The sequence below is a fragment of the Pedobacter sp. W3I1 genome, assembly GCF_030816015.1.
Lineage (GTDB): Bacteria > Bacteroidota > Bacteroidia > Sphingobacteriales > Sphingobacteriaceae > Pedobacter.
On sequence record NZ_JAUSXN010000001.1, the window covers coordinates 93,012 to 106,026 of the forward strand.

Annotated in this window: 11 protein-coding genes; 2 read left to right on the top strand and 9 right to left on the bottom strand. The window is 38.6% G+C overall.

Translation table 11 applies throughout. The features are described from left to right. Positions 1-12 precede the first annotated feature (12 nt). The 9 genes from tssD to tssO (QF042_RS00480) form a co-directional block, all read right to left on the bottom strand. Entirely contained in the window at positions 13-408 is a 396-nt protein-coding gene (gene tssD / locus QF042_RS00440) for a type VI secretion system tube protein TssD (protein WP_131528876.1), read from the bottom strand. 317 nt (positions 409-725) lie between these two features. Next, on the bottom strand, positions 726-1,298 hold the full coding sequence (locus QF042_RS00445) for an NAD(P)H-dependent oxidoreductase (RefSeq protein ID WP_307524238.1): 573 nt from the start codon (positions 1,296-1,298) through the stop codon (positions 726-728). A 122-nt stretch (positions 1,299-1,420) separates the two neighbouring features. Beyond that, entirely contained in the window at positions 1,421-2,809 is a 1,389-nt protein-coding gene (locus QF042_RS00450; RefSeq protein ID WP_307524240.1) for a DUF5458 family protein, read from the bottom strand. A 17-nt stretch (positions 2,810-2,826) separates the two neighbouring features. After that, entirely contained in the window at positions 2,827-3,273 is a 447-nt protein-coding gene (locus QF042_RS00455; RefSeq protein ID WP_307524242.1) for a hypothetical protein, read from the bottom strand. A 56-nt stretch (positions 3,274-3,329) separates the two neighbouring features. Further along, positions 3,330-5,846: an ATP-dependent Clp protease ATP-binding subunit gene (locus QF042_RS00460; RefSeq protein WP_307524244.1), complete on the bottom strand. Its 2,517-nt coding sequence runs from the start codon at positions 5,844-5,846 to the stop codon at positions 3,330-3,332. 5 nt (positions 5,847-5,851) lie between these two features. Beyond that, complete coding sequence (tssR, locus tag QF042_RS00465; protein WP_307524246.1) at positions 5,852-8,227, bottom strand: type VI secretion system protein TssR domain-containing protein; 2,376 nt, start codon at positions 8,225-8,227, stop codon at positions 5,852-5,854. A 42-nt stretch (positions 8,228-8,269) separates the two neighbouring features. Further along, positions 8,270-9,250, bottom strand: coding sequence for a PKD domain-containing protein (locus tag QF042_RS00470; RefSeq protein WP_307524248.1), 981 nt, complete (start codon positions 9,248-9,250; stop codon positions 8,270-8,272). A gap of 29 nt (positions 9,251-9,279) precedes the next feature. Then, positions 9,280-9,765 (bottom strand): type VI secretion system TssO, encoded by a 486-nt coding sequence (gene tssO, locus QF042_RS00475; protein ID WP_086548625.1) that lies wholly within the window; start codon positions 9,763-9,765, stop codon positions 9,280-9,282. A 9-nt stretch (positions 9,766-9,774) separates the two neighbouring features. Further along, positions 9,775-10,296 carry a type VI secretion system TssO gene (gene tssO, locus QF042_RS00480; protein ID WP_307524251.1) on the bottom strand — a complete coding sequence of 174 codons (522 nt, stop codon included), beginning with the start codon at positions 10,294-10,296 and terminating at the stop codon, positions 9,775-9,777. A 178-nt stretch (positions 10,297-10,474) separates the two neighbouring features. Between tssO (QF042_RS00480) and QF042_RS00485 the strand changes: the two genes are divergently transcribed. Together QF042_RS00485 and QF042_RS00490 are read left to right on the top strand one after the other, a co-directional pair. After that, a complete protein-coding gene (locus QF042_RS00485) occupies positions 10,475-10,909 on the top strand; it encodes a GPW/gp25 family protein (RefSeq protein ID WP_307524253.1) in 435 nt (144 codons plus the stop codon). A 26-nt stretch (positions 10,910-10,935) separates the two neighbouring features. After that, the gene (locus tag QF042_RS00490; RefSeq protein WP_307524255.1) at positions 10,936-12,801 is read left to right on the top strand and encodes a hypothetical protein; all 1,866 of its coding nucleotides are present in this window, start codon (positions 10,936-10,938) and stop codon (positions 12,799-12,801) included. Positions 12,802-13,015 lie beyond the last annotated feature (214 nt).

Here is a 13,015-nt window from a genome sequence, read left to right on the forward strand (position 1 = left end):
CCCTCAACCTAACTAAGCTTTTGGCCAGTCGTTAAGGTGCTCGGCATTTCCTAATTTAAGCTTACGCGCTGAAATCTGGAACTTAAGCGTCATCGGGTGATCGCCCACAATGTTGATCCCTTCGGAATACTTAACAATGTAGCCATCTTCGAAGTTAACTTCTTTCATTTTGGCATCTTCCTCTGTTTTCTTAATCAGAAGGCTTCCTGTAATGGGTTTGTACTGGTTGTTTACCATCGCCTCGATGATTGAGGTGTCCTCAGTTGATTCGATCTCAATGTCGATGGTACCGCCGTAAACTCCGGAAGAAGGTCTTCCTTTAGCATCTACATCGCGGTTTAACGCATAGGCGCAATGAAGCACATCGTACTCCTTGCCCGAAAAATTTAATCTAGCTTTGAAAGCCATAGTTTTAAAATTTAAAGGTTAAAAAAATTTGATTATTGTAGCCTCCGCTACAGTATCAGCATTAACCAAAGATCAGGCCAATAAAACCCTATATCGCTCACCTGTAGCGAATAATCTTATTTTTAAAATCAACGCAAAATCCAGAAACGCACTAAACGATTAGTTAAACGAATTATTATTGTGGAAAAGGTGTGGAAAAGTTTTAAGATATTTTTAGTGTTACACATACAGCATCCCAAAGAATAACTTACATAACTGTAGTGTTTTTACCCAGGATGTAGTGTTTTTGGACAAAAGATTCTCGTTAACTTGAGTTATTAAATTAACTGAGCACCAAATTTTTCCATTTTAGCTACCCATTTTTGGCTATAATGGTTTTCAAGAGAATGTAATTCACCAATGGTATTGGTGAGCACAGGGCTCATTCTGCATTTCTCGAAAACCACTTTTTTGATGGATAGATAAGTTGTTTTCTTATTTGCTTTCCATTCTTTAAAAGTAGCCTCATCTAAAATAGACACAATCCGTGCTGAACGCCCACTAAAATTGTTGTTTACGTTTTGCTGCTGGGTAGTAAAAATCTGGTCGGGCATAAACAAACGATCAAAAAAACCTTTAACCTTTGCAGGAATATGGTCTACGTACACCGGGCAAAAAAGCACTACATGGTTGCTTTGTCTAATCGCTGTTAGGGCTTTCTGCAAATCAGGCTCTAACTCGGCAATCTGTCTATTGTTAAATAGTTTGTTCGAGTTGAATATCAGATCGATAATGGCCAACTCTCTCACGGTTGCGCCAGCACTTTCTGCACCTTGCTTATAGGCGTTAATCAGGAAATTTGTAGATGCGTTTTTTTCGATATCCCCATTCAGGATAAGTACTTGCTTCATTTTTTTTGATTAATCTGATTGGGCCGATGCGTTACAAAATTATAAAGAATTTGTTAAGTGTGATGCATAACCCATAAAAAAACCCAACGCTAGGGTTGGGTTTTTATTTCAGCGATCAAAAACTATTGCTGATTATACTCTGTATTCCAGGTGGTATTCTCATCTTCTCCTTTATGCCCGTCTAGTTTTACCACAAAGCTTTTAGCCGGAAAATATGGTGTAATGTGGATATCCAGGTGGATTCTGTCTTTTTGAAGTTCATCTCTCTCAAAACGCATAATCTTAAATCTTTCGATTAAACGATCTGCACCCTGGATACCATCTAAAAATTTAACAATCTGGCTGCGCAAATCCTGTTCTGTTTTTGAAGTCCAGTTTTCGAAAGCTCTTCTATTCAAGAAATCGAACAAAACTTTGGTGATATAATCGAATACACGAACAACTGAATAAGTCTGTAAGCCGATATTGTCGCCATTGAACAAGGTTTTAGCCGAAAAAGCCATTACTTTACCATATTCATTAACCATTGGCACTAAACCTACGCGCTCTAAATGAGAGATTTCACTTTTCTTTAAATCGAATTTTACACCATCTACTTCATTTATGGCTCCATGCTTTTTACCTGCGGTAACCTGCGACATTAACGTGTAATACATTTTACCTGCAAGGGCGGCCGATCCCGGAACGGTAAGATCATCTTCCTCGCCCACTTCTGCTACTTTACCACGGCCAACCAGCCAGTTACAGGTCATGATTACGTTTGATCTAAATGCGTCAGCACCAGTAAAATTAGCTGCGGTAAATAAATCGAGTACATCATCAGGTTGATCTAAATCGGCAAAATCTGTTACCAGCATCGCTTTATTGTTATGTGCTATTTTGGCCCATCTTTCTAACACTTTATTAGAACCCATATAGCCCGGAACAACCATTAACGAATAATTTTTACGAAGATCTAATCGATCGTAATTTTGCTTTAATTCGTCATCTACATATTCGATAAAACGAGGATTATCGAGATCTTTAATCTGATCCATTGATGCATTTAACAGCACTACATTTTTCAGCTTATCAGACTCGGTATTTTTATAGAACAAATGAACTGATCTATAAGCCTGCTCCAGTTCTCTTGTACTTTCCAGCGCTGTACCAATGTTTTTATTTAAGTTTTCTTCTGCACTGTTCAGTTTTTCAGTGCTTTTTTCAACCATATCCGCTACAGAGGTGGAAGACTCAAGCACATCTATCCAAAGCTGGATTTTCTTTTTCAGCTCTTCGCGCTCTTTTTTCTTTTCATCGCCGGTTAAAAAAATCTGTTTTCTGGCTTTTCTTTCAGGGTTTAAATTCTGAAGTCCGTCAACAGTTGCTTCTAACAGATCGAAACCACCAACTCTGGCCAGTTTTTCTAAGTTATCTTTAAGCGATGTTTTTTCTATGGTTTTGCCTTCAGCGGGCTTAAACCCGGCCTGAGCAGTATTTTGGTCTGTTTTTAATTCTTGAGGATTTGACATATTTCTCAGCGTTTAGATTATTTATTTTGCTCCAGTTCATCAACAAAGTTCTTTAAAGCACTTATGAAGGCCGTTTTAGTTTCTTCATCATCAAGTGTAGCTTTTAAGGTTTTGTTCGATTTTAACTGTTTAATTACATTCAGAGACATTTCTCTCTCAATGTTAACATTAGTGAGGTAGCTACTTTGGTTGATAATGTTCTTCACCCCGAAATCGCTCAGATCGTTAAAGCTTATGGTTTCGCCAACGGTAGATCCATCTTGCTTTTCGAAAGCTACCTTAACATTTGGTTTATAATGTTCAAATACCTCTTTTACCGTTTTTAATCCTTCTACCTTCTCGGGTTTGATGGGATCGTTATCGGTAAGTTTTTGTACAAAAAGCGTTTTGTTATGGGCAATTTCTGCGAAAGCTTCTGAGGTATCGATTTTTCGCTCATTACCACCAATTTCATAATTAAACATAGTATGTAGATTTAGATTTACGATTAATTTTTCCTAATAATATAATAGTTAACGTTTTAGCTCAATTTTTGTTCCAATGTAACAACTTCTGGCTGAATAATATTCCATTTCAATGTATCTTCTTCGGGATGTTTGCTCACCTGGATCTTTGATCCTTTTTTGAGCTCGCCCGAAATGATGTATTTCGAAATTGGCCTGCGTAAAAGATTTCTGATCACTGCCGATAGCTGTCTTGCTCCATATTTTGGGGTAAAGCCGTCTAATGCGATCATTTTCTTGGCATCATCTGCTATTTCAAATTCGATCCCCATTTTATTTAGCGATTGCACCAAACTGCTCAGCTGAATTTCAAAGATGCGCACCACATTACTTTCGTTAATCGGTGCAAATGGAACAATTTCCGAAATCCGGGCTAAAAACTCGGGGCGGAAATGCCCTGCCATTACCTCCATCAATTGGTTCGATGCCGGAATAATATTTTTACTGATTTGTTCTGCTATCCATTCGCTGCCGATATTGGAGGTAAAAAGAATCAGCGAATTGCTAAAATCGCCCTCTTTTCCTAAACGATCGTGCATGTGGCCTTCATCCAAGATCTGTAGGAAGGTATCGAAAACAGAAGGGTGTGCTTTTTCAATTTCATCAAACAGCAATACCGAATAAGGCTGTTGCCTGATTTTATTCACCAGCAAACCACCTTCCTCATAACCCACATAACCTGGAGGCGCTCCATAAAGCAATGCGGCACTGTGTTCTTCTTTAAATTCAGACATATCGAACCTGATCATCGCCTTTTCATCGTTAAAAAGAAATTCGGCTATTGATTTGGCCAGCTCAGTTTTCCCCGTTCCAGTTGGACCCAGCAAAAAGAAAGATCCAATGGGCTGTCCCTTTTTGTTCAATCCACTGCGCGATTCCAATATCGCATCAGAAACAGCTTTAAGGGCCTGATCTTGCCCTACAACGCGTTTTTTCAGATACTGCTCCATATTAAGCAATTTTTCTTTTTCTCCAGCCTGAAGTTTTCCCATTGGGATGCCTGTTTTGTAGGCCACAATGGAAGCAATATCCTGTTTGGTAATGCGGTCGCTTTTTTCGGCAGCATATTTCTTTAATTCCTGCAGGCTACTGGTGATATAACCCTGATATTCATCGGCCGTTTCGAAGGCATCGGTCTGCGTTTCGTCGGTTAATCGTCCTAATAAAACAGGACTTAATTTATTTTGAAGCAAAGAAAAAAGCCATTTGTAGTCAGCAAATTTATCTGCATCTGATTGTTCTGTATTGGCGTTTAATGCTTCCAGATCAGCTTCCAAACTTTCAATTACCTGATCGGAAGTATCGTTCATCATTTTCATTGCCGCCATGGTTCTATCCAGCAGATCGAAAGCAGAATCAGGGAGACGTCTGTCTTTCATATACCGCTTGGCTAAACGGACACATTCGCCTAACGCATCGGGTTCGATAGCTAAAATATGGTGTTCTTCATATTTTACCGCCAGTTTCTGCAACATTTTTATCGTGCTTTCCTCATTCGGTTCATTTACCTGAAGCACTTCAAAACGCCTGCTGAAAGCCTGCTCTGGCTCAATAATCTTGCGGTATTCGTCAATAGTGGTTGCGCCTATTACGGTGATTTCGCCCCGGGCAAGTTCAGGCTTTAATAAATTGCCAATTCCGGCACCTAATGGGCCTTTGCTATCCAGTAGCGTATGAATTTCATCAATAAAGAGCACCGCTTTTTCGAACTGTTTTATTTCTTTGATGATGTTTTTTAAACGGTCTTCGATCTCTCCTTTATAAGACGCACCTGCAATTAATGAGCCCAGATCTAACTCAAAAAGCTGGACAGGTTTAAGGCTTTCTGGTACATTCTGGTTTACAATATCAATGGCAAATCCATCAACAAGCGCTGTTTTACCCACACCGGCATCGCCAGTAAGAATTACATTTGGCTTGGTGCGGCGACAAAGGATTTCCATCATCATTCTCGTTTCTTTATCCCGGCCGATTATCGGATCGGTTTTACCATCGCGAACTAGCTGTAACCGGTCTATGCAATATTTATACAGGGCATTGCCTGTACTTTTATTTTCTGCAGATGAAGTGGTCTGGCCTGGAGAAACCGCTCTCGAGATTGCTTCATCCTTTACATAGAGGTCTAAAATTTCGCGTTCCTTTATCGGGAAAGATTTTAACTGATCGGGCTGAAAACCGATTCCGGGTTTAGCCAGTGCGGTTAACACACACACCGGTGTAATTAAATCCAACCCTAGTTTAATGCGTACATTATCTGCCTCTTCAAAAATAACGGCAATTTCTGGTGCACCACTAACGGTATCACTAAAACCCGCAGATTTTGTCTGTTCATCAATCCGAACTTCTGCCCACTCACTAATGTATTCTTCATCCTTCCCTATGGAAGTGATAAACGACCGTAAACCCACATCTTTATGCATTAAGCCCTTGAGCAAATGCGCAGCAGAAAATGTTTCGTTTCTGTATTCTTTTGCTAACGACTGTGCAATGTGCAAGGCTGTTTTAACCGATTCGCTTAAATTTGTAATTGCCATAGCCCTTAGTTGGTTGTAGGCAAAACTGCCGGGTTAAAATTATTTTCGGTGATGTAGTAGTATATTTTTCCGTTTGATACAAATTGTTGCTCAATCTGTGTCGCCCTTTTAATCTGTTGTACCGATTGGCTTAACATCTTAATATAACTCTCGAACTGATCGAGGGGCATTCTGGAGGTGCTCTTTAAATCGCTTACGGTGTATTTTGACAGGAACTCGTTATTTAAAGGTAAACCCGTTACCAATTTGATATAATTGGCCAAAGTCATGGCTTTAATATCACCTGATGATACTTTCATCCCCAGCAATTGTTTAGGCATTTTAACGTAGTTTTTAACCAGTTTACTTCTGAAAGAAGACTGATCGGCCTGCAGGTTTTGCCCTAGCATAATCGAAAAAACATCTACAATCTGCTTGTATTCCATGTTATTTAGTACAATGGCGTACTGCAAAGTAGCACGATTGTTTTTTACAACATCGGCTGATAGGTTGGCGGTACTGTAATATTTAAAGGCATTATGCGGCATGCGGTCAGCTACTTCTATACCAACAGGAGCAGGTAATAAACCTTCTACATCAGCAGATAGGTTTTTACGCGATATGCCGGTTAAACGGAATGCGCTATCCAAAGAACTGATCTGATTGTAGATATCCATATTGGTTTCTTTTACAAAACGGCGCAAAGCGATGGTCATGCTCTGGTTCGAGTTTACCGAACCTTTAGTTGGAAAAACTACCCCACCTTGTATTAAACTGTTCTTAGGATAATCTAAATAATAAGAAATTGAGTCCTGGAGGCTGGTATTATAAGGTTGGAAGCTTTTTAAACCCTCGCCTTTAACCATGGTATTTTTTCTGTATTCGGCAGCACGAATAGCTGATTCTGAAACCAATTTTCGCGATTGAATTACAAAATCATTAAACGACTGGTTAAAATCGCTATAAACCTGCAGTGCTAAAATCCGGGCATCGGCAAGGGCTACCTGTTCACTCAGTTCGTTAATGAGGTAATTATTAGTACCACCAACATTACCTGTACTGCCAACCAAAACAATTAAATTGGTTTCGTTCTTTTTGGTTTTAAACAAATTTAATCCGGCCTTTAATCCTGCAAATACAGGTTCTTCGGCAATTTCGCCGTTACACCTCAGTGTGTTTTTTGCCTGGTTTGACAGGAAAGTCATCAACTGCCGGTAGTCATCCTGAATTGGACTAACAAAAATCCCTTGCAATGAGCATCCATTTTCGCCACGATATACCACACCGCCATAATTTACTTTAGTCCCTTTGCCAAAATCGCCCATTATGCTTTCGAAAGAAGCAATAGTATTGGTCATTCCCGAAAGATATTTCGTCATCGGGCTTCCACCATCAACTACAAAAACAACATTAACCTTATTTTTATTTTTGCGGAGTTTTAAATAATCCTGATAAGATAGTGCAGAACCATTAATGGTTAATATTTTGTTGTCCTTTTTGTTGTAAACATCGGCGGCTATACCCACAGCATAAGCACCGGCATCATCAGAAACGACAGGGACACTTCTTAAAATCAGGTTTTCTCTTGGCAATAAAGGATCTACTACGAAAGCTGTTCCATTATTTATTCCATTTTTAATTGCTGTTGAAGTGGAATCATCGTTATCATAATTACCCGGTTTAACCGATGTAATATACAATCGATCTCCCCAACTGTGTACGGCTTCAGCAGAAACCCATCCGTAAATGCTTTTTAAGGCCGTATCGGCAACCAACTGATCATCAGAACCAATCAGGTATTTTTTACCATCTTCTGATTTTTTATAGATATAAGCAATTTCATGCAACCTTACTTTAGTGCGCCTGTCTTTAAGTTCGGGGGTGTTGTAAACCAAAATGGAGTCGGTAGTATCGAAATAAAATTTTGGCTCTGTTAATGCATTTTTGCCATTGATAATGCCAATCGCTTTTTCGGCATAACCTGTTTTTTGGTTAGAGAAGGCGCGTTGCCACAAAAGCAGTTTAGATTTTGCAATCCAGCCGTAACTGATGGCACTTTTTTTATCGTTAATTTTTCTTCCCCTGATCATTCCCGCCTTGTATTTAATCAGTTTGAGGTAACCGTTTTCTTCCTTAGAAACATAAAAAGGCTCCATAAAACTTATTTTTTTCATAATCAGGCTTCCGCCTGGAGCGGTAGTGGTATAATTATCTTCGCGGTCGGAAAAAACAATCCAGGGCAAATTGCTGCTACTCGTATTATCGTTAACGTTTATGGTTTCGGCTGGCCGCTCATACGATTTAGGCATGTATTTTACTTTTTTGCCAAACGATGCGGGCGATTGTGCATACGCAAACGATATTCCTAAAAACAGGATGGTTAAGGCATAATATTTTTTCATAATATTTGTAGATGAGCTTTAAAATTAGGTTCAGAGGTTAATCTATTTCGTTTTCGCCGGAGCATCAGTAGTTGCTGTTGCTGCAGGCTGGGCTGTTCCCGAGTGTTGCTTAATGTTTAACAAACTGGCACAGGTAGAATTTGGCTTAATGGTTAACTGCGCTTCATCAACTGCTATTTCGCCGCCAAAAGTTAGGCCCATGCAATAAGAGTAAATATCAGTCTGCTTTTTCTTCCCGTTCATCTCTACATTTACCGTTACTTTTTCGTTGTTGCACATGTATTTATTAACGAGGTAATAATAGTTGGAGTTAAAATCGGCACCATTTGCTATGGCCTGTAAGCGGGCTCTGATATCATCAATGGTTTTACGTTCTCCATCGCCTGGCGCAACCAGATCTTCCACTATTTCGGCATTGGGATCGGTAATTAGAATGGTTAAAAAAGCAGGCTTACGTGCTTTATCCGACCGAAGGCGTACCACATATTTCCCTGGTGCGCGGTAAGTGTATAAGGCGGTTTTTCCTTTAACATCTACACGGCCGGTTTCGCCGAAAGACCATTCGAAATCTTTTCCTTCGCCATCACCCTCCAGCCTGATTTCTTCGTTAACCAGACCTGCAGTTGGTCCGCTTATGGTGAGTACACTATCGATAACTGCTGCTTTCACCGTATCGCGCACGGTAATTGGAAATTCCTGACGAAGTTCGCCATCTACCGTTAAACGTACAATATAAGTATCGGGCTTGGTGTAATGATAGGAACCGGTTTTTGTAGTCGCTTTTTCGCCATTACCGAATTCCCATAACCACTTAGTGGCTTTTGGCGTATTATCAGTAAAAACCAAATCCTCGTTTAAATAAATTTCATCTTTAAGGATTCTGGCGTCAATGGCCCTTTTTTCGAACAAAGAGCTTTTAAATAAGAAAATCAGGCCTGTTAAGAGCAGTACAGCCAAAAGAATGTAAAGAATAACATAGCCTTGCGAATTTGAGTTAACTTGCTTGGTGTTTGTGTCAGACATAGGTAGCGTTTTTATAGGTTGTGAGATGTTTATCTTGCAGATATGGTTTGCTGCAGCTGACGTCTGTTGGTAATGCAGTCGTCTAATTGTCTTTTGTGCAGTTCGATATCTGTAATATTTCTATTTTGTTCTTGTCTATCATAAAATAATCTGTCGTACAATTGTGAGGTTTGAACGAAGATCTTGTATCTTGAATCGGATGCTTTACGATCAAATGCAGCTTTAATCGATCCTAATGAAAGCTGAATATCATTCTTTAAAAATACCGCCTGTACATTTGGGTTATAGCGTGTAATCTGTTTAAAAGTGGTATCAACAGTGGGCATGGTTTCTTTCACCATATTTTCAAAGGCCTCGTTTTCACTAATCTTCACTTCAAGTTCTTCTTTAGAAATTTCGTAGCGCGATGTACCGCTGTAAAAAATGCCAAAACTTAAAAGCCCGACAGTAAAAACAAATAGGGCTAAAAAAAACAAGAATTGTTCCCGTCTTTCTTTTATGCTTAGTTTTATCATAATCTTTAATTATCGGCCGTACCTACCATTTCTAATTTTATTAGCTGCAGATTGGTTTGCACGATGGCAGTCGTTTATTTGTTCCTTATATCTTTGAATATCACCTCTGGATTTGATCAGAGAATCTTGTAAATCGGCCATTGCACCAACATTGTTATTGAGTTTTCCATACAGATCGAAACTTGGGCTGGCTTCGGTCTTCCTCGTAATTAAATCTTTTATCCTATTGTTAGCCGTTTGAATATCTCCAAGCAAAATGCTCTGTTTGCTCATTTCATTTGCATTATAATCACGGTATTGGGCAAGTTCTTTAAAGCGAACTAAAATAAGGTCGAAATTGGTATTGATATCTTTTCGTAAATAGGATAGCTTTTCAGTTTCTTTTACCTTTTTGTCGAGTAAAGTGTACTCGTAATCAGAAGCTGCGAAAAAGAGGTAAATACAAAGAATAGAAAAGAGTGTCAGGAAAACAAAGTTTAGGATAAACTTGGTATATGAATTCCTGATTTCGGCGGCGTTAATGGGTTTCATATAGATTTAATAGTTTCACATAGCAATAGTATATAATTAATCCGACAATCAACCACACTAAAAATCACACAAACCTTTTCAAATTAACATTGTACTATAACAATTTTTAATATTTGTTGTTTGGTTATTAAAACGATTTTATTTCTTTTACTTTTAACAAACTTTAAGCCAAACATCTATGTCTGAAAATTTTTTCAACAAACCCTTCAGATTTAACTCCATCTTTTCAGGTGCTGGCCTACAGGCAACTGACCTCGGAAAATCGATTTCCAACCACATAGAACTGATTATTTTTACCCGGTTTGGGGAGCATAGATTCCACCATGATTTTGGATGTGAAATATGGGATCTTGATTTTGAGTTAATCGTGAGCGAGAGCATTTGGGAGGAAAAATTCCGCAAATCGTTGCTAAAATCCATTACTGACTATGAATTTAGGATATATAATACCGAGGTAGAAGTGCGTATTACTGAAGTAGAAAATGTATATCCACTACGTAAGATAACCGAGATCAAAAAAAAGGTAGATATTAGTGTTAGAGCACTAATAAAAACCACAGGAGAAAAATATTTTTTCAGCACCGCTTTATTTCTTAGCCCACTATCTACTTAATCTAAAACGCCCAAAATATTCTACACATGAAACCAGTTTTTTATTCATCAAAAGATGAGATCCGGAACAGAATTTTAAAAAATGCCGAAGATTTTTGGAACGTTAAGGATAGTAATGATTTTGATCCGCTTGTAAAATTGATTATTGAGGCTTTAAGTAACGAACTTTTCAATGTAGCCAACGATGTTAAAAATCTTGAGAATAGAATTTTCGATAAGATAAGCCGCATTTTAGCGCCCGATCATTTAACTTCATCGTTGCCTGCACACGCCATTATCCACGCCAGGCCAATCGAAGATGAAGATTACCTTTCGCCATATACGCAGTTCGCTTTTAAGAAAAATATTCAGCAAGAAAATGATAAGGCAAAAAAAATTGATATTTTCTTCAGCCCCTTACACCAAATAAAAGTTCAAAATGCTGCCATAAAATATATTGCTACCGGAACTACCCTTTTTGATGTAGAACAATTGAGCAAGCAGCCTATTTTAAATACATTGCCTGGATCAACCATAGAAAAAAACACCATCTACATTGGTTTTAACGGGATAAAAAACTGGATGGATTTTAATAAACTAAATTTATTTTTTGATTGGAAAAACTATTCGGTGCCTGAGAACACTTACGATCTGTTATCCTTAGGAAAATGGTTCTACAAAGACAATGAGCTTAGTGCTTATACCGAACGTTTTATGGACGAGCCTTTAACAGGGAAACAGGAAGCGCCCTTTCAGCATAAACAATTGCTTCATCTGATTAAGGCTGATGTGCTCCAGTTTTACAGTAACAGGTTTATTACCCTTGGCGATCTCAACGATTTTAATATTGATGAAAGCAAAGAATTGCCAGCTGCTTTTGCAAATATTTTTCAGCCAGCGGGATTAAACCAGATTGATGAAAAAGTAAAATGGCTTAAAGTGGTTTTTCCTGCTGCCATCAATCAGGAAATGCTGAATGAGCTTCATATCTACATCAATGCATTTCCGGTGGTGAATAAAAGGTTAAGCCAGATCAAACACCGGCTTAAAACGATGAATAATATCATCCCCATTAAAACCGAAGCGATGGACCAAATGCTGGCTGTAGAAAACCTGAAAGACAATAAAGGCAAAAGTTATAACGAAATTCCATATACCAATGAGAACGATAAGGGTGATGGTTCATTCTCGATCAGATATGGTGGCACCGAGCGTTTCGACACCAGAAATGCTAAAGAACTGGTCGATTATCTGTTTGAACTGCTGAGGGATGAAAAGGCTTCTTTTTCTGCCTATGGTCCCGATTTTTTAAGTACTATGCTTAAAAATTTAGAGCAAAACATTGCCCTTATTGAACAAAAGAGCCGTTCGGCATTAAAAGACATCAAAGAATTACCCAGCTATATTGTATTAAAACCGATTGATGACGCCGATATTTTGTTTTTAGATATTTGGGTTACACAGGCTGAAGAGGCTAACCACATTAATGCGGGCAGCCGGTTAGCGGTTTACGATAATAATAAAGTTAATGCAGAAAGCATCTTTTTATTAAGTCAAACAAAAGGTGGCCGCACCAGACTAAATGCGACCAACCGCGTTCAGGCTTATAAGTATGGGCTAACTACTGCAGATCGAATTATTACCAAAGCAGATGTGATTAACTTTTGCCGTTACGAATTGGGACAAAAGCTTAAAGGCATTACTTTAGCCAAAGGCATTGTGATGGATAACAGGCCCAATGCCGGATTTATTAAAACCACCGATATTATAATTGAGCCGGCAGATAACCTTAAACTCACCGTGCAAGACTGGGAAGAGCTGCTTGGCCTTACTTTGGCTAAGTTAAATTTAAGGAGCACCATGAATGTGCATTATCGCTTATTATTAAAGCCAACGGTGTACAAAATGGTTTAAAGTTCTAAGATGGATATGCTGTTTTGTAAGCAGTTAGTAAAAATGACAAGAGAATTTTAGGAGATAAATCTCTTTAGATTATCGTCATTTATAAGTTAGGAAATGAAAGGGTAGCATTTCATAGGTGCTGTAGTCCCGCCATTCGCTTTATCCCGATTGAAAATAATCGGGATGCCCGCTACTGTCGGGTTTAGTTAACATTGGTTTGTTTACA

Excerpts from the sequence above, each read along its gene's own strand:
- QF042_RS00460 (WP_307524244.1), bottom strand. The coding sequence starts at position 5,846 with ATGGCAATTACAAATTTAAGCGAATCGGTTAAAACAGCCTTGCACATT.
- QF042_RS00470 (WP_307524248.1), bottom strand. The coding sequence starts at position 9,250 with ATGTCTGACACAAACACCAAGCAAGTTAACTCAAATTCGCAAGGCTAT.
- QF042_RS00485 (WP_307524253.1), top strand. The coding sequence starts at position 10,475 with ATGTCTGAAAATTTTTTCAACAAACCCTTCAGATTTAACTCCATCTTT.
- QF042_RS00455 (WP_307524242.1), bottom strand. The coding sequence starts at position 3,273 with ATGTTTAATTATGAAATTGGTGGTAATGAGCGAAAAATCGATACCTCA.
- QF042_RS00490 (WP_307524255.1), top strand. The coding sequence starts at position 10,936 with ATGAAACCAGTTTTTTATTCATCAAAAGATGAGATCCGGAACAGAATT.
- QF042_RS00450 (WP_307524240.1), bottom strand. The coding sequence starts at position 2,809 with ATGTCAAATCCTCAAGAATTAAAAACAGACCAAAATACTGCTCAGGCC.
- tssR (WP_307524246.1), bottom strand. The coding sequence starts at position 8,227 with ATGAAAAAATATTATGCCTTAACCATCCTGTTTTTAGGAATATCGTTT.
- tssO (WP_307524251.1), bottom strand. The coding sequence starts at position 10,296 with ATGAAACCCATTAACGCCGCCGAAATCAGGAATTCATATACCAAGTTT.
- tssO (WP_086548625.1), bottom strand. The coding sequence starts at position 9,765 with ATGATAAAACTAAGCATAAAAGAAAGACGGGAACAATTCTTGTTTTTT.
- QF042_RS00445 (WP_307524238.1), bottom strand. The coding sequence starts at position 1,298 with ATGAAGCAAGTACTTATCCTGAATGGGGATATCGAAAAAAACGCATCT.
- tssD (WP_131528876.1), bottom strand. The coding sequence starts at position 408 with ATGGCTTTCAAAGCTAGATTAAATTTTTCGGGCAAGGAGTACGATGTG.